27 protein-coding genes are annotated in these 25,257 nt (G+C 29.6%); 3 read left to right on the top strand and 24 right to left on the bottom strand.

All coding sequences use genetic code 11. From position 1 onward, the window contains the following. Nucleotides 1–42: 42 nt before the first annotated feature. The 8 genes from I4V51_RS13245 to pta form a co-directional block, all read right to left on the bottom strand. Nucleotides 43–1,074, bottom strand: a complete 1,032-nt coding sequence (locus I4V51_RS13245) for a radical SAM protein (RefSeq protein ID WP_195988908.1) — start codon at nt 1,072–1,074, stop codon at nt 43–45. Next, nucleotides 1,067–1,765 (bottom strand): ribonuclease III, encoded by a 699-nt coding sequence (rnc, locus tag I4V51_RS13240; RefSeq protein ID WP_195988907.1) that lies wholly within the window; start codon nt 1,763–1,765, stop codon nt 1,067–1,069. Before rnc ends, I4V51_RS13245 begins: the two co-directional genes overlap by 8 nt. A 124-nt stretch (nt 1,766–1,889) precedes the next feature. Then, nucleotides 1,890–2,120, bottom strand: a complete 231-nt coding sequence (gene acpP, locus I4V51_RS13235; RefSeq protein WP_195988906.1) for an acyl carrier protein — start codon at nt 2,118–2,120, stop codon at nt 1,890–1,892. Nucleotides 2,121–2,282: 162 nt separating this feature from the next. Continuing rightward, on the bottom strand, nt 2,283–3,284 hold the full coding sequence (gene plsX / locus I4V51_RS13230; protein WP_195988905.1) for a phosphate acyltransferase PlsX: 1,002 nt from the start codon (nt 3,282–3,284) through the stop codon (nt 2,283–2,285). A gap of 58 nt (nt 3,285–3,342) precedes the next feature. Further along, entirely contained in the window at nt 3,343–3,528 is a 186-nt protein-coding gene (gene rpmF, locus I4V51_RS13225; protein ID WP_005213472.1) for a 50S ribosomal protein L32, read from the bottom strand. A gap of 12 nt (nt 3,529–3,540) precedes the next feature. Continuing rightward, on the bottom strand, nt 3,541–4,038 hold the full coding sequence (locus tag I4V51_RS13220) for a DUF177 domain-containing protein (protein ID WP_195988904.1): 498 nt from the start codon (nt 4,036–4,038) through the stop codon (nt 3,541–3,543). 159 nt (nt 4,039–4,197) lie between these two features. Beyond that, the gene (locus I4V51_RS13215) at nt 4,198–5,397 is read right to left on the bottom strand and encodes an acetate kinase (RefSeq protein ID WP_195988903.1); all 1,200 of its coding nucleotides are present in this window, start codon (nt 5,395–5,397) and stop codon (nt 4,198–4,200) included. 29 nt (nt 5,398–5,426) lie between these two features. Continuing rightward, on the bottom strand, nt 5,427–6,434 hold the full coding sequence (gene pta / locus I4V51_RS13210; RefSeq protein ID WP_195988902.1) for a phosphate acetyltransferase: 1,008 nt from the start codon (nt 6,432–6,434) through the stop codon (nt 5,427–5,429). A gap of 229 nt (nt 6,435–6,663) precedes the next feature. On the opposite strand from pta, the gene I4V51_RS13205 reads away from it, so the two are divergent. Then, nucleotides 6,664–7,869 (top strand): nucleotidyltransferase, encoded by a 1,206-nt coding sequence (locus I4V51_RS13205; protein ID WP_195988901.1) that lies wholly within the window; start codon nt 6,664–6,666, stop codon nt 7,867–7,869. A 136-nt stretch (nt 7,870–8,005) separates the two neighbouring features. Next, nucleotides 8,006–9,091, top strand: a complete 1,086-nt coding sequence (ylbJ, locus tag I4V51_RS13200) for a sporulation integral membrane protein YlbJ (RefSeq protein ID WP_243281509.1) — start codon at nt 8,006–8,008, stop codon at nt 9,089–9,091. On the opposite strand, the gene I4V51_RS13195 is transcribed toward ylbJ, so the two are convergent. The 6 genes from I4V51_RS13195 to I4V51_RS13170 form a co-directional block, all read right to left on the bottom strand. Continuing rightward, a complete protein-coding gene (locus I4V51_RS13195) occupies nt 9,077–9,613 on the bottom strand; it encodes an ATPase (RefSeq protein ID WP_195988899.1) in 537 nt (178 codons plus the stop codon). The genes ylbJ and I4V51_RS13195 overlap by 15 nt on opposite strands. Nucleotides 9,614–9,631: 18 nt before the next feature. Next, a complete protein-coding gene (gene coaD / locus I4V51_RS13190) occupies nt 9,632–10,111 on the bottom strand; it encodes a pantetheine-phosphate adenylyltransferase (protein WP_195988898.1) in 480 nt (159 codons plus the stop codon). Between the two features lie 15 nt (nt 10,112–10,126). Next, entirely contained in the window at nt 10,127–10,684 is a 558-nt protein-coding gene (gene rsmD, locus I4V51_RS13185; protein WP_195988897.1) for a 16S rRNA (guanine(966)-N(2))-methyltransferase RsmD, read from the bottom strand. A 121-nt stretch (nt 10,685–10,805) separates the two neighbouring features. Next, on the bottom strand, nt 10,806–12,836 hold the full coding sequence (gene recG / locus I4V51_RS13180; protein ID WP_195988896.1) for an ATP-dependent DNA helicase RecG: 2,031 nt from the start codon (nt 12,834–12,836) through the stop codon (nt 10,806–10,808). 99 nt (nt 12,837–12,935) lie between these two features. Next, nucleotides 12,936–14,582, bottom strand: coding sequence for a DAK2 domain-containing protein (locus I4V51_RS13175; RefSeq protein ID WP_195988895.1), 1,647 nt, complete (start codon nt 14,580–14,582; stop codon nt 12,936–12,938). A gap of 11 nt (nt 14,583–14,593) precedes the next feature. Continuing rightward, nucleotides 14,594–14,944, bottom strand: coding sequence for an Asp23/Gls24 family envelope stress response protein (locus tag I4V51_RS13170; RefSeq protein ID WP_195988894.1), 351 nt, complete (start codon nt 14,942–14,944; stop codon nt 14,594–14,596). Between the two features lie 219 nt (nt 14,945–15,163). Here I4V51_RS13170 and rpmB point away from each other — a divergent pair, with 219 nt between their 5' ends. Then, nucleotides 15,164–15,355, top strand: coding sequence for a 50S ribosomal protein L28 (gene rpmB / locus I4V51_RS13165; protein WP_005213497.1), 192 nt, complete (start codon nt 15,164–15,166; stop codon nt 15,353–15,355). Nucleotides 15,356–15,699: 344 nt separating this feature from the next. Here rpmB and I4V51_RS13160 read toward each other — a convergent pair whose 3' ends face one another. The 10 genes from I4V51_RS13160 to def form a co-directional block, all read right to left on the bottom strand. Continuing rightward, complete coding sequence (locus I4V51_RS13160) at nt 15,700–16,338, bottom strand: thiamine diphosphokinase (protein ID WP_195988893.1); 639 nt, start codon at nt 16,336–16,338, stop codon at nt 15,700–15,702. A 2-nt stretch (nt 16,339–16,340) separates the two neighbouring features. Continuing rightward, on the bottom strand, nt 16,341–16,988 hold the full coding sequence (gene rpe / locus I4V51_RS13155; protein WP_195988892.1) for a ribulose-phosphate 3-epimerase: 648 nt from the start codon (nt 16,986–16,988) through the stop codon (nt 16,341–16,343). Further along, nucleotides 16,988–17,851 carry a ribosome small subunit-dependent GTPase A gene (rsgA, locus tag I4V51_RS13150; RefSeq protein WP_195988891.1) on the bottom strand — a complete coding sequence of 288 codons (864 nt, stop codon included), beginning with the start codon at nt 17,849–17,851 and terminating at the stop codon, nt 16,988–16,990. Before rsgA ends, rpe begins: the two co-directional genes overlap by 1 nt. A gap of 120 nt (nt 17,852–17,971) precedes the next feature. Next, nucleotides 17,972–20,050, bottom strand: a complete 2,079-nt coding sequence (gene pknB / locus I4V51_RS13145) for a Stk1 family PASTA domain-containing Ser/Thr kinase (protein WP_195988890.1) — start codon at nt 20,048–20,050, stop codon at nt 17,972–17,974. A gap of 2 nt (nt 20,051–20,052) precedes the next feature. Next, the gene (locus tag I4V51_RS13140) at nt 20,053–20,769 is read right to left on the bottom strand and encodes a Stp1/IreP family PP2C-type Ser/Thr phosphatase (RefSeq protein ID WP_195988889.1); all 717 of its coding nucleotides are present in this window, start codon (nt 20,767–20,769) and stop codon (nt 20,053–20,055) included. 17 nt (nt 20,770–20,786) lie between these two features. After that, complete coding sequence (gene rlmN / locus I4V51_RS13135) at nt 20,787–21,818, bottom strand: 23S rRNA (adenine(2503)-C(2))-methyltransferase RlmN (RefSeq protein WP_195988888.1); 1,032 nt, start codon at nt 21,816–21,818, stop codon at nt 20,787–20,789. An 11-nt stretch (nt 21,819–21,829) separates the two neighbouring features. After that, on the bottom strand, nt 21,830–23,143 hold the full coding sequence (rsmB, locus tag I4V51_RS13130) for a 16S rRNA (cytosine(967)-C(5))-methyltransferase RsmB (protein ID WP_195988887.1): 1,314 nt from the start codon (nt 23,141–23,143) through the stop codon (nt 21,830–21,832). Nucleotides 23,144–23,153: 10 nt separating this feature from the next. Continuing rightward, complete coding sequence (locus I4V51_RS13125; protein WP_195988886.1) at nt 23,154–23,849, bottom strand: zinc metallopeptidase; 696 nt, start codon at nt 23,847–23,849, stop codon at nt 23,154–23,156. 18 nt (nt 23,850–23,867) lie between these two features. Next, nucleotides 23,868–24,794, bottom strand: coding sequence for a methionyl-tRNA formyltransferase (gene fmt, locus I4V51_RS13120; RefSeq protein WP_195988885.1), 927 nt, complete (start codon nt 24,792–24,794; stop codon nt 23,868–23,870). A gap of 13 nt (nt 24,795–24,807) precedes the next feature. Beyond that, a complete protein-coding gene (def, locus tag I4V51_RS13115) occupies nt 24,808–25,251 on the bottom strand; it encodes a peptide deformylase (RefSeq protein ID WP_195988884.1) in 444 nt (147 codons plus the stop codon). Nucleotides 25,252–25,257 lie beyond the last annotated feature (6 nt).

Here is a 25,257-nt window from a genome sequence, read left to right as displayed (position 1 = left end):
TATCCTTTATTATTTTGTCTACTAAAGTCTAAATTACAACAATTATATTTTAAATTCTTCTCTACTCTCAATAACTGTTAACTTAACTTTTCCCTTCTTAACCTTATTATTAGTATTAACATATACTTTACCTTGTCTATTGGCTAAGAACTTTTTGAAGTATTGCTTTTTATTAGTATATAATTTACTAATATCTTTTTCATTAATTTCAACTATAATATCCTTTTCCTTTGGAGATCTTTTGTCTAAAGTTTCACAAATCAAATATCCTTCAACCAACTCCCTAAAAGCTGGATGAAAAGGTCCATCTACTATATCTTTTCCTGTTGTTATAGTATCTGTTGGTTGTAATCCAATCCTAATTACTTTAACCTTAGCCTCATTGTATAATTTAAGCATTTCACCAGAAATATATACAGCCTCATCTAAAGAGTATGGTACATAATCCCCTCTATTATACATATCCTCCATAGGCGTATCCTTAATAACTAAGGATGGATATATCCTACATATATCTGGCTTCATCTCTATTGATTTTTTAGTGGTTTCTATATCAATTTTAAAACTATCCCCTGGCAATCCTGGCATTATTTGATGCCCTAAAGTAAATCCTGCTTCTTTAATAAGCTTAGATGCAATTACTACATCATTAACGCTATGCCCTCTCCCGGCCTTTCTTAAGACATCATCATCTAAGGATTGAACTCCCAGTTCTATTATATCAACCTCATATTCTTTTAAATACCCTAAAATATAAGGTAATATTGCATCTGGTCTAGTTGATAGCCTTATTTTATGTATTAGCCCTTTTTGTTTATATTCCCTAGCAACTTCTAATAATTCCTTTTGCTTATTTACATCAATTGCTGTAAAGGTTCCACCAAAAAATGATACTTCTATAGTAGCCCCATTGCTATTTATAGTTTCTAAATACTCATCTATAGTTTTTCTTACATCTCTAGCAAAAACTTCTTCATATTTTCCTGCTATTCTATCTTGATTACAAAATACACATTGATGAGGACAGCCTTGATGAGAAATAAAAATAGGAATTATATAATAATTTTTACTCATTCTTTTCCTCCAAAACTTTTAAAGCTGCTTTTGCTGCATTTTGTTCTGACTCCTTCTTACTATATCCCTCTCCACATGTTAACTCGTTATTATCTATTATAAGCTTAGTATAGAATTTTCTTCTATGTGGAGGCCCTTCAAATTTAATAAGCTCATATACTATTGATATTTCACCGTTCTTTTGAAGATATTCTTGTAACTTAGTTTTGTAATCTAAAATTATATCATTATTTATAGCACGTTTTATTATATCTTCAAATCTACCTATAATATAATCTTTAGCAAATTCTAAACCTTTATCTAAATATATAGCCGCAATTAAGGCTTCAACAGCATCCGCTATTAGAGATACTCTCTCTCTTCCTCCAGTTAATTCTTCTCCTTTACTCATTCTTAATAAATAGCCTAAATTTAAGGATTTACCTATCTCATATAAAGAATTTTCACAAACAATTAAACTACGTATTTTGGTTAATTCACCTTCACTTTTTTCTTTATAATTTAAGAATAAATATTCAGTGATACATACTTGAAGAATTGAATCTCCTAAAAACTCAAATCTTTCATTGTACTCTTCATCTCTATGCTGATTTGCATACGATGAATGAGTTAAAGCTGTAGCTAACAATTTAGGTTCATTAAACTTAATACCTATTATATCCTCAGCTTCTTTCTGATAGAAATTATTCATTTTTTACACTCCTTCAAGTTTATTCTTCAACTTGCTTATAAAAACAAATTCAAGAATAAACTATTTTGATTTTTTATAAAAGTAATTTATAACATAAAATCCCGCAAATACTGCGGGATTTTATTTATTCCTCAACATGTGACTTTACAAATTTAACTACATCACCAACAGTAACAAAGTTTTCTGCATCTTCGTCTGGAATTTCCATATCTAACTCATCTTCTAAAGCCATTATAAGTTCAACTATATCTAAAGAATCTGCATTTAAATCTTCTAAAAATGCTGAATCCATAGTTATTTCGTCTTCACTAATGCTTAGTTTATCAGCAATGATTCCTTTAATCTTCTCAAACATTCTTTCACCTCCTAAACACACCCATTTAGATAATATTATATATTTTTATTATCGTCAATATAGATTCAATATATTTATTACGAAAACAAATATATATAATAAGAATTTTACTTCTAGCGAATATTTGATCCAATATATTAAAACTTAAAAATCACTTATTTTCTATGCTTTTAGCTCTAACTCTTCCTTAATTTTTTCTAAAACCTTACTGTCATAGAATTGCTTACTTTGCCTTATAGCATTTTTAAACGCTTTTCCGTCAGAACTTCCATGAGCTTTTATACAAATTCCATCAACACCTAAGAATGGCGCTCCACCATATTCCTTATAATCAAACTTTTTCTTTATACTTTTAAATACAGGTTTCAATAAAAGAGCCCCAACCTTTGCCTTAACACCTGAAGAAAGCATTTCATCCTTTATTATCTTTAAAACAGTAGATGCTGTTCCTTCATACATCTTTAATATTGTATTTCCTGCAAAACCATCACAAACAAGAACATTAGTATCTCCTAATGTAACATCTCTTGGCTCTACATTTCCTACAAAATTAAGACTTTCTTCACCTTTTAGCAATTGGTATGTACTTTTAGTTAATTCGTTACCTTTCTCCTCTTCAGCACCTATATTAACTAATCCAATGCTAGGATTTTCTACCTTTAATACACCTTTATAATATTCTCTACCCATATGAGCAAACTGAACTAAATATTCTGGTTTACAATCAACATTAGCTCCAGCATCAACTATCATAAACGGCGCATTCTTACCTGGCATGATAGGAGTTAACGCAGGTCTTTTAACACCTTTTATTCTTCCTACAATAAAATTACAACCTGCTAAAAAGGCACCTGTACTTCCTGCTGATAAAACAGCATCACACTTTTTCTCTTTAACTAAGTTTAAAGCTTTACACAGGCTTGAATCCTTTTTCTTTCTTATAGCCATAACCGGATGCTCATTAGTTGATATAACTTCCTTAGCATCAACTATAGTTATTTTATTACCTGTGTAATTTTCTTTTTTTAACTGTTCTTTTATTATATCTTCAGGTCCAGTTATATAAAACTCTAAATCTTTAAATTCATTAAGAGCCTGAACTACACCGTTAACAACAGCTTGTGGTGCATTATCTCCACCCATACCATCTATAGCAATCCTCATTTCTTTCACCCCTTATATTTCTTTATATATAAAGAAAAGAAAGTCATAAGACTTTCTTTTATTCTTCAGTTGAAGCAACTACTTCTTTACCTTTGTAGAATCCACAGTTCTTACAAACTCTGTGAGCCATCTTCATTTCGTGGCATTGTGGACATTCAACTATTCCTGGTAAGCTTAACTTAAAAGTTTGAGCTCTTCTAGAATCTCTTTTTGCTCTATATGTCTTTCTAGCTGGATTTCCCATTATTACACCTCCTTATTCCCCAAACAACTCTCTAAGCTTTGCAAGCCTAACGTCAACATCATAATCTAAACAGCTACAATTTTCAACATTTTTATTTGCACCACATTGAGAACATAGTCCCTTGCAGTCTTCCTTGCAAAGTCTTTTGATAGGTAAGGTTGAAATAATACTATTTTCAATAATTTCGGTAATATCAAGTGTATCACCATCTACAAACATAATTTCTTCATCTTGAAGTTCCTTATTATTTGTAAACCTTTCTTCTATATCAATATCTATTGGATAGATAAAGGTATCTAAGCATCTAGAACAATTCAACTTTAACTTAGTTTTTATAGAAGCCTCTATTACTATAACATCATTTTCTGATATTGCAACCCCTTCTACATCAACTTTTTCAATTGCTCTAATTTCTTCTCCTTCGAATTCAAAATGTTCTAACTCGAATGATAAAGATATTTGTTTCTTTCTGTTCTTCTTAGATAATAAATCTGAAAAATTAATCACCATATCTTAAGCTCTGGATATAATCCTCATACCTTTAAGGTATATTATACATTATGTACAGCTTGAGCTAAAGCAAAGTTTCACTCCTCGCTAAAATTTACTGAATTCAAACACAATTTATTATATAAAGCTCGACATAAAAAGTCAAGCCTTATATGGAAATTACTTTTGTATTAATTCTAAAGTATCTCTAGCAATTACTAATTCTTCATTAGTAGGAATAACAAATGCCTTAACTTTACATCCTGGTTTAGATATTTCTCTTACCTTACCTCTAACATTGTTAGCTTCTCTGTCTATTTCTACGCCTAAGAATTCTAAACCTTTTAAGCATTCTTCTCTAGTTTCTGGTCCATTTTCTCCTACACCTGCTGTAAATACTATAGCATCTACTCCACCCATTATAGCAGCATATGATCCAATTGTAGCTCTTACTTTGTATTCAAATACTTTAAGTGCTAATATAGCTCTTGGGTCTTTATTCTTAAATGCACCATCTTCAATATCTCTAAAGTCAGAGCTTAATCCTGATATTCCAAGAACCCCTGATTTTTTATTCATTAAATCGTTAACTTCATCAGCTGATAATCCTTCTTCTTTCATTAAGAATGTAACTATAGCAGGATCTATGTTACCACATCTTGTTCCCATTGCTACACCTTCAAGTGGAGTGAATCCCATTGAAGTATCTACTGATACACCATTCTTAATAGCACATAAACTTGCACCATTTCCTAAATGACAAGTAATTATCTTTAAATCTTTTATATCTCTTCCCATAACTTCTGCAACTTTTTGAGAAACATACTTATGTGAAGTACCATGGAATCCGTATTTTCTTATTCCATGTTTCTTATATAATTCATATGGTAAAGCATAGATGTATGCTTCTTCTGGCATACTACCATGGAATGCAGTATCAAATACAGCTACCATTGGTGTCTTTGGCATTAACTCTTCACAAGCATTAATTCCAATCATGTTTGCTGGATTATGAAGTGGAGCTAATTTAAAGCATTCTTCTATATATGACTTAACATCTGCATCAATTATAACAGACTTATTGTACTTCTCTCCACCATGTACAACTCTATGTCCTACTGCTGAAATTTCATCCATTGAAGAAATAACGCCGTTTTTCTCATCTACTAGAGCTTCTAAAACTAACTTTATTGCGTCCTTATGGTCTGCCATTGGTTGTTTTACTATATATTTATCTCTACCTTCAACCTTTTGAGTTAAAACAGAACCTTCAATCCCTATTCTTTCAACTAATCCTTGTGCTAGTGATTCTTCTGTTGTCATATCGATTAATTGATATTTAAGTGAAGAACTTCCACAGTTTATAACTAATACTTTCATTTTTGAACACCTCTTAACATTTAATTTCACTATTTTGCATTTTGTGCTTGCGCTTGCACTGCAGTTAATACTACAACATTAACAATATCTTCTGAGTTACATCCTCTTGATAAATCGTTAATTGGCTTTGCAAATCCTTGACACATTGGTCCTATAGCATCTGCTCCGGCAAATCTTTGAACTAGTTTGTATCCTATGTTTCCTGATTGTAAATCTGGGAATATTAATACGTTTGCTTTACCCGCAACTTTACTGTTTGGTGCTTTTTGAGCTGCAACGCTTTCTACTATAGCTGCATCTAATTGTAATTCACCATCAATTAGTAAATCTGGTCTTAGTTCTTTTGCAAGTTCTGTAGCTTTTCTAACCTTGTCAACCATTTCATGATCAGCACTTCCCATTGTTGAAAATGATAACATCGCAACTCTTGGCTCTACTTTACAAAGGTTACGTGCTGTATCAGCTGTTGCGATTGCAATTGCTGCTAATTGTTCATAATTTGGATTTGGATTAACAGCACAGTCAGAGAATAATAACATTCCATCTTCTCCATACTTAGATCCTGGTACCATCATAATAAAGAAACTTGATACAACTGATACTCCTGGTGCAGTTTTAATGATCTGTAAACCTGGTCTTAATAAATCTCCAGTTGTATGGACAGCACCTGATACCATTCCATCAGCATCATCTAATTTAACCATCATTGTTCCAAAGTATAATGGATCTCTAACGATTTTATCCGCTTTCTCTAAAGTCATACCTTTATTTTTTCTTGACTCATAAAATGCATTTATATAATCTTGAAGTCTTTCTGATTTATTTGGATCGATTATTTCAACTCCATTTAAATCAACTCCAAGTTCTTTAGCTTTTTCTAATATTCTTTCTTCATCGCCTACTAAAATCGGGAAAGCTAATCCTAGCTTTTGAATTTTTTCAGTAGCAACAATAGTTCTTTCTTCATCACCTTCAGGTAAAACTATTCTTTGCTTATTTTCCTTAGCCGCATTCCATAATTTATCCATAAGTTCCATGTCTAATTTCCCCTTTCGAATTTGTACGGTCTCATCTTCACTATTACTATACTCCTATGCGTACATATTTTTCAATACCTAAATTGCTCAAAAAATTAATTCTTTATATTATAAATTTTCTGAATTTACTATATATTGTTTTTTATATAATATTAATATTATATAACATCTTTAACATTTCCTTCTCTATGCTATAATATTTTTATATTTCCCAAAAAGGAGTTTAAATATGAATGTAACAGGAATAATTACTGAATATAATCCATTTCACAATGGACATCTTTATCATTTAACAGAAGCAAAGAAAGCTACCAACGCCCATGCTGTTGTTTGTGTTATGAGCGGAAACTTTGTTCAAAGAGGTGGTCCTGCAATAATTGATAAATGGAAAAGAACTGAAATGGCTTTAAATAACGGAGTTGATTTAATAATCGAACTTCCTACCTACTACGCAGTTTCATCTGCTGAATTCTTTGCAAAAGGCTCTGTATCAATACTTCACAACCTTGGTATTGTTAATAATTTATTTTTCGGTTCAGAATGTGGAGATGTAGAAAAATTAAGCAAAATATCTAAAACTTTAGTTAACGAAGATGATAGATTTAAAACACTCATAAAAGAACATTTATCAAAAGGTGATACCTTTGCTAAAGCTCGTGAAAAAAGCTTAATAGAATATTTAAAAGATGATGCTATAAACAACATAATAACTTCATCAAATAACATCTTAGGAATAGAATACATAAAATCTATTATAAAATTAAATAGCACTATTACAGCATCAACACTTAAACGAGAAGGTTCAAATTACAACGACAAAAATTTATCAAACTCTTTTTCATCAGCTACATCAATTAGAGAATTGTTAAAAAATGAAACATCAATAGAATTATTAAAAAATTTAATTCCTAATGAATCATTTGAAGTATTTGAAAGTTTACAGAAAAACTCTTATCCTTTCGTTTTCGATGAAGATATGTTTAAATTTATTAAATATAAAATCCAAACACAATGTATAAATTTTAACAATCTTTACGAAATAACTGAAGGTCTCGAAAATAAATTAATAAAAGAAATATCTTCATCAACTTCATATGAAGATTTCATTTTAAAAGTAAAAAGTAAAAGGTATACCTATAGTAAAATTTCAAGACTTTTAACTCATATATATCTTGGTCTTGATTCTGATACTTTCTTAAATATAGAAGATCCAAATAACCTATACGCCAGAGTATTAGGCTTTAATAAGACAGGTAGAGAACTTCTTTCATTAATAAAAGCTAATTCTACTATACCTCTTATTACAAAAGTACCTCGTTTCATTGATAATCCATTATTAAAGTTAGATATACAAGCTACAGCAGCTTACTCAAACTTAAATAACAAAATAAATTCTAATAGCGATTATCTTATAAGTCCAATAATAAAATATTAATAATACCTTATGTATACTGCATATAAATACTATAGATGGGGGGGTTACCATGTATAGTATTATTTTTTTATCAATAATCATATTTTTTCTATTATTACTACTATTCAAACTATTTAACAAAAACAGAAATTATTTTATGTGTCTCTTAATTACAGGATTTATATTTCTTTTTGTATATAACCTACAAAGTTGTATAGATGCCGCACTAGTTGGAGTAAACTTAGTTGTAAAAACAATCATTCCAACAATTTTTCCATTTTCAGTCATATGTAATCTTTTGATTTCATATGACGGTGTTGGATTATACTCGAAAATATTAGGGCCTATTTTATGTAAACCTCTTAAGCTTTCAAAATCCTCTTCTTTTCCTATAGTTGCTAGCTTTTTAAGCGGATATCCTCTTGGCTGTAAATATTGTTGTGATCTTTACTCTTTAGGATACATAGATAAGAGAGAATTTGAACGACTTTTAAATATAGCTAGTAATGCTAGTCCAATGTTTATAATAGGTTCCATAGGAGCAACCATGTTAGGTGATGTAAAATTAGGTTTTATTTTACTTATTTCTAATTATTTGTCTCCAATCATTGTAGGTATTTTAACAATGAGACACAGTAAAATTTCATCTACTTCTAAAGAATTACCTAAAAACAACACTAATACGAACTTTGGTTCAGCCTTAAAATCTGCTTTAGATAATGGAATAAATACTACATTACAAGTAGGAGCTTTTGTAGTTTTGATCTCTATAATTATAAGCATAATAAAAAACAATGCTTATATAAGCATTGCTTTTAATAATATCGAAGCTTTTTTAAATCTCCCTAAATATTCAATTTATGGATTATTTTTAGGCAGTGTTGAATTTACTAACGGTTGCAAACTTATAACAACACTACCATTAACACTACCATTTAAATTAGCTATAATAAGCTTTATTTGTTCTTTTTCCGGATTATCAGTAATAGCCCAAATAAGCTCTTTCATTTATAAATACGATATATCTATAGCTAAATACAGCTTTATTAAGTTTATTCAAGGCATAATAAGCTTTGGAATAACCTTTATTATAAGTAGTGTATTCTCACTGCAATATACAGCTTATACATCATCTGCTACAATTGATAATTATAATATCTCAATATTAATTACGTTATTTATAGCATTTTTCTTAATAGGAACTTTAATAATTGCATTTTTTAGAAAATTACATCGTTCTTAATTCAGCTATATTTTCCTTAATTATTGTTCCTGTTTTAGTTAAATTATCATCTATATCTTTTGCTACTTTTTCAAAGGATTCTTGCATAGACTTAATTAACTGAGCCTTTTGTTTTTCTATTTCAACATCTAATTGCATTAAAATTTCATTAGAATATTCTCTAGAACCTATTCTAATAGCTTTAGCATCCCTTTGTGCTAGAGCTATTATTTCATTTGCTCTCATTTTAGCTTCTCTAACAATGTCATGACTTTCAACATTTTGCTTCATTATCTCAAATGTTTCTTTTTTAACATTGTCAAATTCTCTTTGTGCTTCTTTAAGAATTCTGTCCTTTTCATTAACAACCCATTGAGCTTTTTTGAACTGATCGGGTAAATAATTAATTATTTGATCAATCACTTCATCAAATTCTTTTTTATCAATAATTGTCTTTCCTGTTATAGGCATTTTAGGTGAATTTTCTACCATATCTTGTAGATATTCTAATAGCTCAATAACACTCAATTCTACCTTTTCCAAAATATCCCCCCTAAGTTTTTATCCCTTAATTTTTCTAATAACATCATCAACTATTTCATCTGGAACTAACCCATTAATTTTCCCTCCAAATTTAGCAACCTGCTTAACCGATGAAGAACTTAAAAATGAATTAGCTGCAGATGTTGTCATAAATAATGTTTCGACTTCTGAATCTAATTGTGAATTCATTAATGCCATTTGAAATTCATATTCAAAATCTGACACAGCTCTTAACCCTTTTAATATAACTCTTGCATCATTCTTTTTAGCTAAATCAACTAAAAGTCCATTAAAACTAACAACTTCTACATTATCTAAATGTGCTGTTACTCTTTTTATAAGCTCTACCCTTTCTTCAATAGGAAATAACCCAACTTTATCAACATTCACTAAAACACCAACTATTAGCTTATCAAAAACCCTTGCCCCTCTTGTAATAATATCTAAATGACCATTAGTAATAGGATCAAAGCTACCTGGATAAATTGCAACTCTCATAATTTTCTCCCTAAGTTATTCTCTAATATACTTATAGTAACATACAGTCGTGTTACCATACTTCTTACTCTTAAATAATCTTATATCTTCATACCCATCATAAATTTCTTCTATTGAATCTATTTTAGTTACTATTATACCATCTTCACTTAACATATTATTTTCCTTAATGATTTTAATTGCTTCTGGAATCATCTCTCTACAATAAGGCGGATCTATAAAAACAACATCCATTATCTTACCCTTCTTAGCTAAATTTCTAAGAACTTCATATGAATCCATATTTAAAGGAAAACAAAAATCTTCAAATTTTAAATTTTTAACATTTTCTTTTAATAAAGGAAAGGTTACAGCACTCTTATCAACTAAATATACTTCTTTAGCACCTCTACTTGCTGCTTCTAATCCTAAACTACCTGTTCCAGCAAATACATCAATTACTACTGCATCTAGCAAATAATTTTGTATTGTACTAAACATAGCTTCTTTAACTCTATCTAAAGTAGGTCTAGTTTCCATAGTTGCTGGAGGTATCAACTTACGTCCTCTTGCTCTTCCTGCTATAATTCTCATTTAATTTCCTCCTTTGTCATTAACATTATAATTCTAACATATAATTAATTTATTAACAATTTTTTTATTATTTAAACTACTTTCATTATATTTTATATTAAAGTAATCATCTATATATTTTTTAGTTAAAACAAATATATTTACTCCATCTTTCTAAAGAGTTTTTTACCTCATTACAGAACTTAACCTTTTCTTCCTCATGAGAATCTAGCAATATCTTAGCTTCACTTTTAGCACATCTTAATATATTCATATCATCATATATATTAGCTAAAATAAATTCTTCATCTCCACTTTGTCTTCTTCCAAACATTTCTCCTGATCCCCTTAACTTTAAATCTTCTTCAGATATATAAAATCCATCAGTTGAACTTGTCATAATTTCCATTCTCTTTTTTGTATTTTCAGTTTTTGCTTTTGCAATTAATATACAATAGGATTCATAACTACCTCTTCCAACTCTACCTCTTAATTGATGCAATTGTGCTAAACCAAATCTTTCAGCATTTTCAATAATCATAACAGATGCATTAGGAACATTAACACCAACTTCTATTACTGTTGTTGAAATTATGGCCTTTGTTTCATTATTTTTAAATCTATTTATAATTTCATCTTTTTCCTTAGGCTTCATTTTCCCATGTAAAATTTCTATAGGTATACCTCTAAAGACACCATCACTTAATTCGTTATATAATTTTTCAACTGAATTCAATTTCATATCTTCATCTTCTTCAATAAGTGGACATACTATGTAAACTTGACGTCCCTTATCAATTTCATCTAAAGCTAAATCATAAGCAGAAAATCTTTCACCCTCATTAAAAAACCTTGTATCTACCGGCTTTCTACCTGGCGGTAATTGATCAATAGCTGATATATCTAAATCTGAATAAACATATAAAGCTAAAGTTCTTGGTATTGGTGTTGCTGTCATTACCATTACATCAGGACGTCTACCCTTATTTATGAGTCTACTTCTTTGTTCTACACCAAATCTATGTTGCTCATCTGTTATAACTAATCCTAAATTCTTAAAATCTACATCTTCTTGTATCAAGGCATGAGTTCCTATTACTATTACTGGCTCATCTGTAGTTATAAGTTCTTTTATTCTTCTTTTTTCTTTTAACGATGTACTCCCCGTTAATAACTCAATATGTATGCCAAAAGGTTCTAATAACTTTTTAGCTTCTAAGTAATGTTGATTAGCTAATATTTCTGTAGGTACCATCAAGGTAGCTTGATATCCATTTTTAACAACATTAAACATAGCAATTAAAGCCACTACAGTTTTTCCACTTCCTACATCACCTTGAACCAATCTATTCATAGGCCATGGACTTTTTTGATCCCTTAATATTTCTCTTACTACTCTAGTTTGCGCATCTGTCAAACTATAAGGAAGAGCTGCTTTTAAATCCTTCAATTCATCTACTAGCTTAAATTCAATTCCATTTTTAGTTCTTAGATTCTTTTTAAGCATTAAAAGCTTCATTGAATAAGTAAATAATTCTTGAAACTTCAATCTATTTATAGCTAATTCAAGCTCTCTTTTCCCTGTAGGAAAGTGAATATTTTTTATAGCAAAATCTAAATTTGTCATCTTATATTTTTCTAATAAATATTGGGGCAAATTATCTTTTATTGTTATTTGCTCTAAACAATTACCTATAAGCTTTATTAATATTTTATCTGTTAAATCACCTTTTAAACTATATTTAGGAACTATTTCATTTTCTTTAGCTAATTTAACACCTACTATAGGATTAATAACTTCTAGCCTATTAGTAACTCTTTTAAATTTCCCCATCAAATCATAACTTTGCCCAATTTTAAATGTATTTTTTATAAAGCCTTGATTAAACCATTTTCCAAGTACTAAATTTCCTAAATAATTAAATCTTATAGTAGTTAATGTTTTTCCTGTTTTAGTTCTAACATCTCTATCTATGCCTACACAAACACAAGATAATACTTGTTTATCTTCTTCATCTATCTCACTAAAGGGAATATTACTTCTTAAAAATTCATAATCTCTAGGAAAATACAAAAGCAAATCTAAAACAGTAAATATCCCACATCTATTTAATTTCTCTAATAATTTAGGTCCAACACCCTTTAGATACTTTACATCTTGTGATATATCCATTCTCTTCCTCCTAATATTTAGATAATAAATATAATTTTATATTATTATCTAAAAAAAATAAAGCACAAGAAATTAAACTTTCTTGTGCTTTATAATTAATTATTCCACAGCCATTATAAAGTAGTATAAAGGTTGATCTCCTTTGTAGAATTGTACATCACAATCTTCATACTTTTCTTCTAATTTTTCTGTAAATTCTTCTATTTTACTTTCATCTACATCTTTACCATAGAATATAGTTATAAGTTCACTATCTTCATCAATCATAGACTCTAAAACTTCTTCAGCTACTTCAAAATAATCTTCTCCAACCTTATTGATTTTGCCTTCAATAAGTCCAAGCATATTACCTTCTTTAATTTCTATTCCATCCATTTCAGTATCTCTAACTGCATAAGTTACAGAGCCTGTCTTAACAAGTTCTAATGCTTCCATTAAAGCAGCCTCATTTTCATCAACTTCATGTTCTGCATTAAACATAGTTATGCAAGTAATTCCTTGTGGAATACTCTTAGTTGGTATAACTCTAACATCCTTATCTGCTATTTCTGCTGCTTGAGTTGCAGCCATTATTATATTCTTATTATTAGGTAATATGAATATATGATCAGCATTTAATTTAGATATACATTCCATCATATCTTGAGTAGATGGATTCATCGTTTGCCCACCTTCAATTACATAATCAACACCTAAATCTTTAAGAACATGAGTTATTCCTTCTCCCATAGCAACTGAAACGAAGGCATATTTCTTCTTTTCTACAGCTACTTCTGCTTCAACATCTTCATTTTTTCCTACAGCGTACTCTTCTTTAGACATTAAAACTTCTCTATGTTCTTCTCTCATATTATCTATCTTAATTTTAGACAATTCACCTACAGTAACAGCCTTAGATAATACTAAACCAGGATCATTAGTATGAATATGAACTTTAATTACATCATCATATCCAACAACTATCATAGAATCACCAAGTGGTTCTATTTCATCTTGGAATTTTTTTGCTTTAGAAGCATCTCCTAATATTATAAATTCTGTACAGTATCCAAATTTAATATCTATATCCTCTATTGCTTGAGCACTTGCTCCTACTGATCCATTAGAAACTATATCCTTTATCTCAGCTTTTATTCCATCTTTTAAAGCATCATACATTCCTTGTAATATGATATATAATCCCATACCACCTGAATCTACTACTTTTGCTTTTTTAAGAGCTGGTAAAAGATCTGGCGTTTTATCAAGCATCACCTTAGCTTCAACTACAGTCTCACCTAAAAGTTCTACTATATCAGTTGCATTACTTTTTATAGCTCCTTCTGCAGCTGCTCTAACAACTGAAAGAATAGTACCTTCAGTAGGTTTCATTACAGCCTTATATGCAGCCTTACTACCTTCTACAAAAGCATTAGCAAGTTCTGCGCTATCAACACTTGTTTTTCCTTCTAACCCCTTAGAAATACCTCTAAGTATCTGAGATAAGATAACACCTGAGTTACCTCTTGCACCCATTAAAGCACCTTTAGCTAGCTTCTTTGAAGTTTCTCCAATTGATTCTGAATTCAAGTTTTCTATTTCTTTTACTGCAGCCTTAAAAGTCATTGACATATTAGTTCCTGTGTCACCATCTGGTACAGGAAAAACATTTAACGCATTAACGAAATCACTTTCCTCCAATAATCTGTTACTAGCATTAACAACCATATTATAAAAATCATGGCCGTTTATTCTATCATACTTCATTCTGTTACCTCCTAGACTCTTACCGCTTGAACATTAACTGTAACTGAAGCAACCTTTAGTCCAGTATAATTTTCAACACTATAACGCACCTTTTGAATTATATTATTAGCTATTACAGAAATTTTAGTTCCGTATTCAACCATTATTGATAATTCTATTATTAATTTATCTTCATCATTAAATCTTAATTTAACACCCTTACTTAAATTCTCAATTCTCATTAACTCCCATAAGCCTTCAGTAGCATTCTTTGAAACCATACCAACAACTCCATAGCACTCCATTGTTGATAAGCCTACTATCTTTCCTAATACTTCTTCAGAGTAATGTATACTTCCAAGGTCATTTGAATATCCTACCATAGAAAATCCTCCTTTTTTATCTTTCCATATAGATTATTGTATATTAGTTACTATATTAATTCAAGTAAATTTATCCTATTCATTCGCCATTTAACAACATAAGATAATTTTTTTTAATATTTTTTTCAAATAGGCTTGCTTTTTTTATATCACCTATGTTAAAATCTATTTTGTCCTATTGAAGAGAAATTATCTTCAAACATAAGGAGGTGTTTTCAAGTGGCAAGAAGATGCGAAGTTTGTAATAAAGGTGTAGTATCTGGAACTCAATACTCACACTCACATCGTCAATCTAAGAGAACTTGGGCTCCTAACATAAAGAGAGTAAAGGCTTTAGTTAACGGAACACCAAAAACTGTTCACGTTTGTACAAGATGCCTTAGATCTGGTAAGGTTGAAAGAGCAATATAAGTTCAAATAAAAAATGCAATTGATTATTCAATTGCATTTTTTATTATTTAAATTTAATAATGTATAAATAAAAGGTATACTATCCTTAATAGCCTTCTGCTATCTTTCTCCTATGTACTTATTTTTTTCTAGTAAAAAATTTAATTATAGATGATAAAAATTTAGGCAATTTAATAGCGATAATCTTCAAAATTCTCCCCCCATTCATTTTGTGTTTTCTAAGCTGTCAAAGATATAGTACTTTTTAAAAATAAAAACACCACTCCTTACTACACATATTATGCAAGTAACTGTAAAGTGGTGCTTATTTTTTTAAAATTTTTTTATTTTTTTATTTTTTTATTTTAATCTTTAGAATATACTACTAATATGCTTCCATTAGAAATCTCTAAACCTATTTCATCATTTATAAACTCATTAGATACGGTTCTAGAGTCTCCTATTTCTAAAGCATACTTATCTAAAGGGTATTTAGCATTTCTTATAGAAAATTCTTCAATTCTATTATTATATGCTAAAAATGATACATATTTATATTTATCATCTTTTTGTATTATAGTATTTTTATTAATTAAAAACATTCTATTTCTTTCATCAACTATTTCAGCGTATACGCCTGATTTTAAAGCCTTTAATAACAAACCTAAATTACCTAATGTATGATCAAAACGATCACCTGTAGCTCCTAAAAACTCAATTCTTTTTGCTCCCTTTGATATTGCTAACTCAAAAGCTTCTTCAGAATCAGTAAAATTCTTCTCACATTGATATTTATATTTAATTACACCTTGCTTAACTATTTCATCTATAATATCTAAATTAGAAGAATCAAAATCCCCTACTATATATTGTGGTTTTACTTTAGCTTCAAAAAGATAATTACACCCTTTATCCACACCTATTATTAATTCACATTTTTTCGAATAATACTTAATAACTTCATCCTTAGGTTTAACCCCTCCAGCTACTATTAAACAATTCATCATTACCCTCTTAAAGCTTTAATATTCTCTTCTATATTTCCATCTCCAAAAACAGCAGATCCTGCTACTATAACATTAGCTCCAGCTTCAATAACATCTTTGACATTACTTCTATCTACTCCACCATCAACTTGAATTAAAATATCAGGATTATTAGCTTTTATAGCCATTTCTTTAACCTCTTTAATTTTATCTAAAGAATAAGGAATAAACTTTTGTCCTCCAAAACCTGGATTAACAGACATTATTAAAACCATATCTAAATTAGCTATTATATCTTTTAAAACCATTGTTGGTGTAGCTGGATTTAATGCAACCGCAGCCTTAACACCTTTGGATTTAATATATTGTATAGCTCTATCTAAATGTCTTTCTGCCTCATAATGTATAGTTATTATATCTGCTCCAGCAGCTATAAAATCATCAATATATCTTTGAGGATTATTTATCATTAAATGTACATCAAATACCTTATCTGTTTTATTTCTTATTGCTTTAATTACAGGCATTCCAAAAGTAATATTAGGCACAAACTCTCCATCCATTACATCAATATGAATAAAATCTGCTCCACAATCATGTAACTTTACTACTTCCTCTCCTAATTTTGAAAAATCTGCTGATAATATAGACGGCGCTATTTTAACCATTAATACTTCCTCCCATTCATTATTTCTTCTAATGTTCTTATATAAAATTCATATCTAAAATTATTAATTTTACCTTCTTCAACTGCAGTCTTCACTGCACAACTAGGTTCTTTATAATGTGAGCAACCTCTAAACTTACATTGATTATTATATTTCTCAAACTCTGGGAAACAATATTTCAAGTCATCTTTTTCAATAAAAGTTACTTCTAATGTTGAAAACCCTGGAGTATCAACTATGTATCCATCTTCTACATCGATAAGTTCACTATGTCTAGTAGTATGTTTTCCTCTTCCTATTTTATCAGAAACTTCCCCAGTCTCCATATGATATTTTTCTGTTAAAGTATTAATAAGCGTAGATTTCCCTGCTCCTGATGGACCACATAAAACTGTTACATTCCCATCTAGTTTTTCTTTCAAAGTCTCTACCCCTAAGCCTTTTTTAGCATTAATAAACAACACCTCATAACCAATGGCATTTATCTTACTTTTAACAAACTCTTTTTCTTCATCTGATACTAAATCAACCTTATTTAAACAAACTATAGCTTTAATATTATTATGTTCACATAATACTAAAAATCTATTTAATAAATCATAATTTATATCTGGATTTTTTATAGCAAAAACAACAAATGCTTGCGTTACATTTGCTACTGTAGGCCTAATAAGTTCAGACGTCCTCTCATGAATATCACAAATAACTCCTTTACCATTATCTACTAGTATTTCTACATCATCCCCTACAAGCGGCTTCATATCTTTATGTCTGAATTTACCTCTTGCTTTACACTCAATTAATCCATCAGTAGTTTTTACATAATAAAAACCACCAATTCCTTTAATTATTTTTCCTTTCATAGTACCTCCAAACTTTTTACTCTTCTTATTATAATAAACACTATTTTAAATTAAATGCAATATTTTATTTTAGAAAATAAAAAAAAATAAGATTGCCTAAAAATAGACAATCTTACTTTTTTAATTATTTGCTGTAGGATTTGGTTTATCTACACCTGCATTTGCATTTGTAGAATCTCCATCTTCAGGCGTTGTAGTTGTTGTATCCTCATCATCTGGGTTTGTAGGCGGCTTAGTTTCATTCTTTTTAACTTGAATCTTAACTGTTTCACCTTTTTTAATTTTATTTGTAAACCCTGTAACAACATAAAGATTCATATCACTTGTTTGAGGAGTTCCTCCTGTTATAGAGTATGATATTCCTGCTGCATTTAAAGAACTAATTGCATCAGCTAAAGACATACCATTACTTATATATTGAGTAACATCTATATCAGCAGGTGCTGTATATTTTCCATACGTTAATATAATTTTTGCTCCTTCAGAAACTTTTGTGCCACTTTCTAATGATTGAGTTATTACAACTCCATTTTCTGATTCTCTATCTGTTGCCTGTTCTTGCAAAGCAACAACTAAACCTAGTGCTTCCAAATCACTTTTAGCAGTATCAACATTTTTTCCTAAATAATTAGATACTGATACAAGTTTAACTTCTGGCCCTTTACTTATAGTAAGTTCAATTGTAGCTCCCTTATCAACTTCTGTATCCCTTTCAGGATATTGTTTAATTAAATATCCAGATTTAATATTTTCACTATATTGTTCAGTGATATTCCAATTTAATCCCTTTTGAGTTAATAAATCTTCTATATAATTTATTTCATAATCTCTTAAATCTGGAACCTTCACTTTAGCTACTCCTCCAGAAACCTTAACTTCTATAGTATCACCCTTTTTAGCTTGTGTGCTTGCTAAAGGATTCATTTCTAATATAGTATTTTCTTCTTTATCACTTTCAACAGTTCCAGAAACCTTAATCTTTAAACCTACTTTTTCTAATTCACTAGTCGCTTTATCTAATGTCATACCAACAATATTAGGAATAGTAACAATCTTACTACTTCCTCCACCACCTAATAACCCTGAACCAAAGGCAATGCCACCTAATAATGCAATTGCAAGAATTATAACTACAACAATTATTATAACTTTATTATTGCTTTTTTTCTTTTTTGAAGTATTTCTTGATTCAAAGAACTCTTCATCATCTTCATCATCTTCATCTTCATAATCATTTTCAAAATCAGACTTTGAATATAAGTTTTTATTTGGTGTTGCACTTACATCATTATTTACAATTTGTTCAGTTCTAATAGGCTCCATAACTATAGTTCTACCATCATCATAATTTGCTCTAGTACCAATAGCTACATTAGGATTCTCTTTTATCTTTTGTAAATCATTTATTAATTCTCTACAGTTTTGATATCTATTTATACTTTCCTTACTTATAGACTTCATTATTAAATTATTTAAAGCTTCTGGTATAGCTTCATTATACTTTTTAGGTTCAACCGGTTCTGATTGAATATGCTTTAATGCAATTGTAACAGGTGATTCACCATCAAAAGGAAGTATTCCTGTTACCATTTCATATAAGACTATTCCTAAAGAGTAAATATCTGATCTTAAATCAATAAATGTCCCTTTCGCTTGTTCTGGTGATAAATAATGAGCAGAACCCATTATAGTTGTTGTATTAGTTATTGTTGCTGAAGTTGAGCTTTTAGCTATTCCAAAATCAGTAACCTTTACTAATCCACTTTCAGTAACTAATATATTTTGTGGCTTTACATCTCTATGAATAATATTATTCCTATGAGCGCATTCTAAAGCTTTTGCTATTTGAACTCCTATACTAATAGCAACTGTATAGTTTAACTTTCCATTTTCAACTATTAGCTCCTTTAATGTTTTACCATTAACATATTCCATAACAAAATAGTCAATATTTCCTTCTTCTTCATGTCCAACGTCTAATACATTAACTATATTTGCATCTGAAAAATTAGCTACAGCTGTTGCTTCTTTTTTAAATTTATCTGAAATATCTTTATTATTGGCAAATTCCTTCTTAAGAATTTTAACAGCAACTAATCTACTTAGCTTATTATCTCTAGCTTTATAAACTATTGCCATTCCGCCTTCACCTATTTTTTCTATCAGTTCATATCTATTGCCTAATACTTCACCGATCATCTCTACACCTCTCCTCCAAATAGCAAGACCGTAATATTATCTCTTCCCCCTCGATTCTTTGCTAATAAAACTAACTTGTCACAGGCAGTATTGTAGTCATTAATATCATTCATTTCCATTAATATTTCTTCTTTTAAAACTTCGTTAGATAATCCATCTGTACACAACAAATATTTATCATAAGTATTTATATCAACTTTAAATATATCAATCTTAACAACATTATTAGTCCCTAATGCTCTTGTAATAACATTTTTCTTAGGATGATTTCTCCCCTCTTCTTCTGTTATACTTCCTGAATCTATTAATTCTTGAACTAAAGAATGATCTTTTGTAATTTTAGTAATATTACTATCAACAATACCAAAACAACTACTATCACCAACATTAGCAACAATAATATTATTTTTATATACTAAAGCTGCAACTAAAGTTGTTCCCATACCTTTGTATTCCGAACCCGCTATCGCTTTATTATATATTTTTTCATTTGCAAATAGAACAGCATTTTCAAGTACATTACCACCCTGTTCTTTATAATTTTCTTTAACATATGCTTCAACAGCTTTTACAGCCATTTCACTAGCTACTTCTCCAGCATTATGCCCTCCCATACCATCAGCTACAACATATAACTTAAATTCCTCTTCCTCGATGTATCCAGCATAATCTTCATTTAAACTTCTAACTATACCTACATCACTTTTTATACCCACCATTTTTTTTCTTCTCCCCTTTATTTTTGAGTGTCTAGATAACTTCTTCTTAATTGTCCACAAGCGGCATTAATATCTGTACCCATTTCTCTTCTTACTGTAACTTCAATCCCTTGTGATTTTAATATTTCCTCAAAATCTTCTATAGTTTTTCTTGATGGTCTTTTTAATTCATTTTCTTTAATTTCATTAACAGGAATTAAATTAACATGACAATTCATGTTTTTTAATAATTTTCCTAAAGATTTAGCATCTTCTTTCCCATCATTTACTCCAGACACTAATGAATATTCATATGTAATTCTACGCCCAGTTTTATCCATGTAATATCTACACGCTTCTAATATTTCAGCTATACTATATTTATTGGCTATAGGCATTATAGTTTTTCTTTTTTCATCACTAAAAGCATGTAATGAAATTGCTAACGTAATACTTAAATTTAAATCTGCTAATTCCTTTATTTTAGGTACTAATCCACATGTTGACAATGTTATATGTCTTTGCCCTATATTTAATCCATATTCAGCGTTAGCTAAATTTAAAAACTTAACTACATTATCATAATTATCTAATGGTTCTCCACTTCCCATTAAAACAACATTAGAAATTCTTTCTCCTAAGAATTTTTGTGCTACCATTATTTCTGATAGTATTTCTCCAGAACTTAAGTTTCTTATTCTACCTCCGATTGTAGAGGCGCAAAATTTGCACCCCATTCTACAACCAACTTGAGTAGATACACAAATTGAATTTCCATGTTTATATTTCATAAGAACACATTCTATTAAATTATTATCTTTCATAGATAATAACATTTTCTTAGTATCATCTACATTAGATTCATATACTTCTACAATTTTAGGAATTTCAATAGCAAAGTTTTCTTTTAACTTTTCCTTTAAGCTACCTGGTATATTCTTCATTTCATCAAAGTTCCATACATCTTTATAAATCCAAGAAAAAACTTGTTTTGCTCTAAAAGCACTTTCACCATTTTCCTTCATCCAATTTTGTAATTCTTCTAATGTAAAATCTAAAATATTATACATTTGTTCACCTACTATTTTTTAGAAATCTTAGAAATATAGAATCCATCCATATATTCATTTGGTAATATTGTTAAAGAACCATCATTGTTATAAATGAAGTTATCCATATTTCCTAAGAATATCTTTTCTACCTTTGCATCTTTATGTTTATTTAAGAACCATTCAATATTATCTTGATTCTCTTCTGTATTTAATGTACAAGTTGAATAAATCATAGTACCACCATTTTTTAAGTATGCCCAAGCATTTTCCATTATTTCTCTCTGTGTTGGTACTAAATCTTTAAGTGACTTTCTTGATTTGTTCCACTTAATCTCTGGTTTCTTTCTTATTATACCAAGACCTGAACAAGGTACGTCTATTAATACCTTATCAGCATATGCTACATATTTAGGATCTAATTTTGTTGCATCCATAACATCTACTTCAACATTATTTAATCCTAATCTTTCTAAGTTTTCATTAATTAGAGATAATTTATTTTCATGTAAATCAAATGCATGAACTTTTCCTGTACCTTCTAGTAATTCTGCTATATGAGTTGTTTTTCCTCCTGGTGCCGCACAAAGGTCTAATGCAATATCGCCTTCTTTTAAATCTAATATAGGCGAAACAAGCATAGCACTTTCATCTTGAACTGTAATTAATCCTTCTTTGAATAACTCATTATTTTCAATAGAGCTTCCACCCTTTATTATTATAGCTTCAGGACACGCATATCCTTCTTCTACGTCATATCCTAACTCTTCAAGCTTTTCATATACTTCATCGTAATCAGCTTTACTTGCATTAACTCTAACAGTCACTTTAGGTGTTGCATTTAATCCAGATAAAATCTTTCTTCCGTTTTCTTCTCCGTATTGTTTGTATACCATTCTTATAAACCATGGTTCATAAGAGTATTGATATACTAATCTATCAATTTTATCTTTTACATCCATATCATCAGGATTTTTTGTATAACTTCTTAATATTCCATTAACTAACTTTGAATCTTGAACTGAAATTTGCTTTGCTAATTCAACAGCTTCATTACAAGCCGCAAATTCTGGCACCTTATCTAAAAAGTGCATTTGATATATAGCCATTCTTAAGATATTTAATACTCTTTCATCCATTAAAGATATATCTTTAATGTAATTAGAAATTATCATATCTAATGTTTTCTTTCTTCTTATAGTTCCATAAACAAGTTCTGTTGCTAAAGCTCTATCTTTTTCATTTAAATCAGATTCATTTAATTCATTAGATAAAACTAAGTTAGAATATGCTCCTTCGATTAGAACTCTGTTAATTATGTTTAATGCTACTTCTCTACTATTCATACGTTACCTCTTAATCATTATTTCTATTGCTAATTGCAATTAGTCTTATTAATTGTGAAATTGACATTAATGCAGCTGCTACATATGTCATTGCTGCTGCGCTTAAAACCCTTTTTGCGCCATTAATTTCATTACCATATAATATATTTCTATTTTCTAATATAGTCAATGCTCTTTTTGATGCATTAAACTCAACTGGCAATGTAATTAATTGATAAATTACTGCTACTGTAAAAAATATAATTCCGATATTTGTTAACATTGGAATACTAAAAAGTAAACCAATCATAAAAATAATAATGGATGCTTGACTGCTAAAATTAACAGCTGTAGCTATTGATGTTCTCAATACTAAAGGTTTATAAGCTTCTTTATGCTGAATTGCATGCCCAACTTCATGAGCTGCTATTCCTGCAGCTGCTATACTTGATCCATGATATATATCACTTGATAATCTTATAACTCTACTAGTAGGATCATAATGGTCCGTTAATTCTCCTCTAGTTTCAACTACAGGCACATCATAAAGTCCTGCTGCATCAAGTATCATTCTTGCAACATTTTCGCCTGTGTATCCATTCATAGTCCTTACAGTTCTATATTTTTTATATGTGCTACTTACCTTTGATTGTGCCCAAAATGCAATTATTATTGCAGGAAGCAACAAAATCATAGTTCTGTCAAAATAAAATCCTGGATAAAACATACAAACTCCCCTTTCATATTATACCAATTTACAACCTAACTCAATATCCTTACCATTTATATATTGTTCAATAGTTAATGGCTTTCCATTAGGGAATTGAACTTTTTTAACTAATAAAATCCCTTCTTTACAACTAACTTTCATACCTGATTTATTAACACTTAATATAGTTCCAGGTTCTTTATTACTATTTTCATTTAGAACTTCTGATTCATATATCTTCATGTTTTCCCCTTTATATGTAGTATGTGCAATTGGCCATGGGTTAAGCCCTCTAATTAAATTATGAATTTCTAAAGCACTCTTATCCCAAGATATTTTCCCAGTGTTTTTAGAAAGCATTTTTGCATAACAAGTTTCACCTTCTTGTTTTATACCTTTTACAGTACCATTAGAAACACCTTCTATTGTTTCTATTAAAAGTTTTCCGCCTCTAACCATTAATATATCATGTAACTCTCCAGCTGTCATGTTTTCAGTTATTTCTACTTCATCTTTTAATAACATATCACCAGTATCTAATCCAACATCCATAAGCATAGTTGTATTACCTGATTTCTTTTCTCCATTAATTACAACCCAATTTAATGGCGCTGCTCCTCTGTACATCGGAAGCAGAGATGCATGTAAATTTATGCAGCCATATTTAGGAATATCTAAAACTTCTTTAGTTAATATTTGCCCAAAAGCAACTACTATTATAAAGTCTGGCTTTATCTCTTTTAAATACTCTATAGCCTCTCTATCATCCTTTAATTTTTCTGGCTGCAACACTTTTATATCATGCTTAACAGCCACCTCTTTAACAGCAGAAAAGGCCATTTTCTTACCTCTTCCTTTTGGTCTATCAGGCTGTGTAAAAACAGCCTCTACACCATACTTTTCTATTAAAGCTTCTAGTGATGGAACAGCAAAATCAGGAGTTCCCATAAATACAATTTTCATTTATAACTTCCTCCTATTTTACAAGATCTACATATAAAATGCCATCTAAATGATCATTTTCATGTAGTATAGCTCTTGCTAATAATCCTTCTCCCTCTAATATAAATTCTTCACCTTTTTCATTGAAGGCTTTAACCTTTACGTAGTTTGGTCTTTCAACATCACTAAATTCACCTGGAACACTTAAGCATCCTTCTTCTCCACATTGAGTTCCGCTAGTTTCTAAAATCTCCGGATTAATAAATACCATTGTTCCATTTTCATCATCAATATCTATAACGAATATTCTTTTAAGTATCCCAACTTGTGGAGCTGCTAAACCAACACCATTTGCCTCAAACATAGTGTCAATCATATCATTAATAAGAGTTATTTCTCTTTTAGTTATCTCAGTAACCTCTTTACACTTCTTTCTTAAAACATCGTCTCCCTTAGTTCTAATAGTTCTAATTGCCATTTTATT

Source organism: Clostridium sp. D53t1_180928_C8, from assembly GCF_015667795.1.
Classification (GTDB): Bacteria; Bacillota; Clostridia; order Clostridiales; family Clostridiaceae; genus Clostridium.
Note: the sequence above shows the minus strand (reverse complement) of the source record. Positions and strands in the feature narration are given on the sequence as shown.

Excerpts from the sequence above, each read along its gene's own strand:
- I4V51_RS13245 (WP_195988908.1), bottom strand. The coding sequence starts at position 1,074 with ATGAGTAAAAATTATTATATAATTCCTATTTTTATTTCTCATCAAGGC.
- rnc (WP_195988907.1), bottom strand. The coding sequence starts at position 1,765 with ATGAATAATTTCTATCAGAAAGAAGCTGAGGATATAATAGGTATTAAG.
- acpP (WP_195988906.1), bottom strand. The coding sequence starts at position 2,120 with ATGTTTGAGAAGATTAAAGGAATCATTGCTGATAAACTAAGCATTAGT.
- plsX (WP_195988905.1), bottom strand. The coding sequence starts at position 3,284 with ATGAGGATTGCTATAGATGGTATGGGTGGAGATAATGCACCACAAGCT.
- rpmF (WP_005213472.1), bottom strand. The coding sequence starts at position 3,528 with ATGGGAAATCCAGCTAGAAAGACATATAGAGCAAAAAGAGATTCTAGA.
- I4V51_RS13220 (WP_195988904.1), bottom strand. The coding sequence starts at position 4,038 with ATGGTGATTAATTTTTCAGATTTATTATCTAAGAAGAACAGAAAGAAA.
- I4V51_RS13215 (WP_195988903.1), bottom strand. The coding sequence starts at position 5,397 with ATGAAAGTATTAGTTATAAACTGTGGAAGTTCTTCACTTAAATATCAA.
- pta (WP_195988902.1), bottom strand. The coding sequence starts at position 6,434 with ATGGAACTTATGGATAAATTATGGAATGCGGCTAAGGAAAATAAGCAA.
- I4V51_RS13205 (WP_195988901.1), top strand. The coding sequence starts at position 6,664 with ATGAATGTAACAGGAATAATTACTGAATATAATCCATTTCACAATGGA.
- ylbJ (WP_243281509.1), top strand. The coding sequence starts at position 8,006 with ATGTGTCTCTTAATTACAGGATTTATATTTCTTTTTGTATATAACCTA.
- coaD (WP_195988898.1), bottom strand. The coding sequence starts at position 10,111 with ATGAGAGTTGCAATTTATCCAGGTAGCTTTGATCCTATTACTAATGGT.
- rsmD (WP_195988897.1), bottom strand. The coding sequence starts at position 10,684 with ATGAGAATTATAGCAGGAAGAGCAAGAGGACGTAAGTTGATACCTCCA.
- recG (WP_195988896.1), bottom strand. The coding sequence starts at position 12,836 with ATGGATATATCACAAGATGTAAAGTATCTAAAGGGTGTTGGACCTAAA.
- I4V51_RS13175 (WP_195988895.1), bottom strand. The coding sequence starts at position 14,582 with ATGAAGTATGATAGAATAAACGGCCATGATTTTTATAATATGGTTGTT.
- I4V51_RS13170 (WP_195988894.1), bottom strand. The coding sequence starts at position 14,944 with ATGGTAGGATATTCAAATGACCTTGGAAGTATACATTACTCTGAAGAA.
- I4V51_RS13160 (WP_195988893.1), bottom strand. The coding sequence starts at position 16,338 with ATGAATTGTTTAATAGTAGCTGGAGGGGTTAAACCTAAGGATGAAGTT.
- rpe (WP_195988892.1), bottom strand. The coding sequence starts at position 16,988 with ATGGTTAAAATAGCGCCGTCTATATTATCAGCAGATTTTTCAAAATTA.
- rsgA (WP_195988891.1), bottom strand. The coding sequence starts at position 17,851 with ATGAAAGGAAAAATAATTAAAGGAATTGGTGGTTTTTATTATGTAAAA.
- pknB (WP_195988890.1), bottom strand. The coding sequence starts at position 20,050 with ATGATCGGTGAAGTATTAGGCAATAGATATGAACTGATAGAAAAAATA.
- I4V51_RS13140 (WP_195988889.1), bottom strand. The coding sequence starts at position 20,769 with ATGGTGGGTATAAAAAGTGATGTAGGTATAGTTAGAAGTTTAAATGAA.
- rlmN (WP_195988888.1), bottom strand. The coding sequence starts at position 21,818 with ATGTATAATATTTTAGATTTTACATTAGAAGAATTACAAAATTGGATG.
- rsmB (WP_195988887.1), bottom strand. The coding sequence starts at position 23,143 with ATGAATAGTAGAGAAGTAGCATTAAACATAATTAACAGAGTTCTAATC.
- I4V51_RS13125 (WP_195988886.1), bottom strand. The coding sequence starts at position 23,849 with ATGTTTTATCCAGGATTTTATTTTGACAGAACTATGATTTTGTTGCTT.
- fmt (WP_195988885.1), bottom strand. The coding sequence starts at position 24,794 with ATGAAAATTGTATTTATGGGAACTCCTGATTTTGCTGTTCCATCACTA.
- def (WP_195988884.1), bottom strand. The coding sequence starts at position 25,251 with ATGGCAATTAGAACTATTAGAACTAAGGGAGACGATGTTTTAAGAAAG.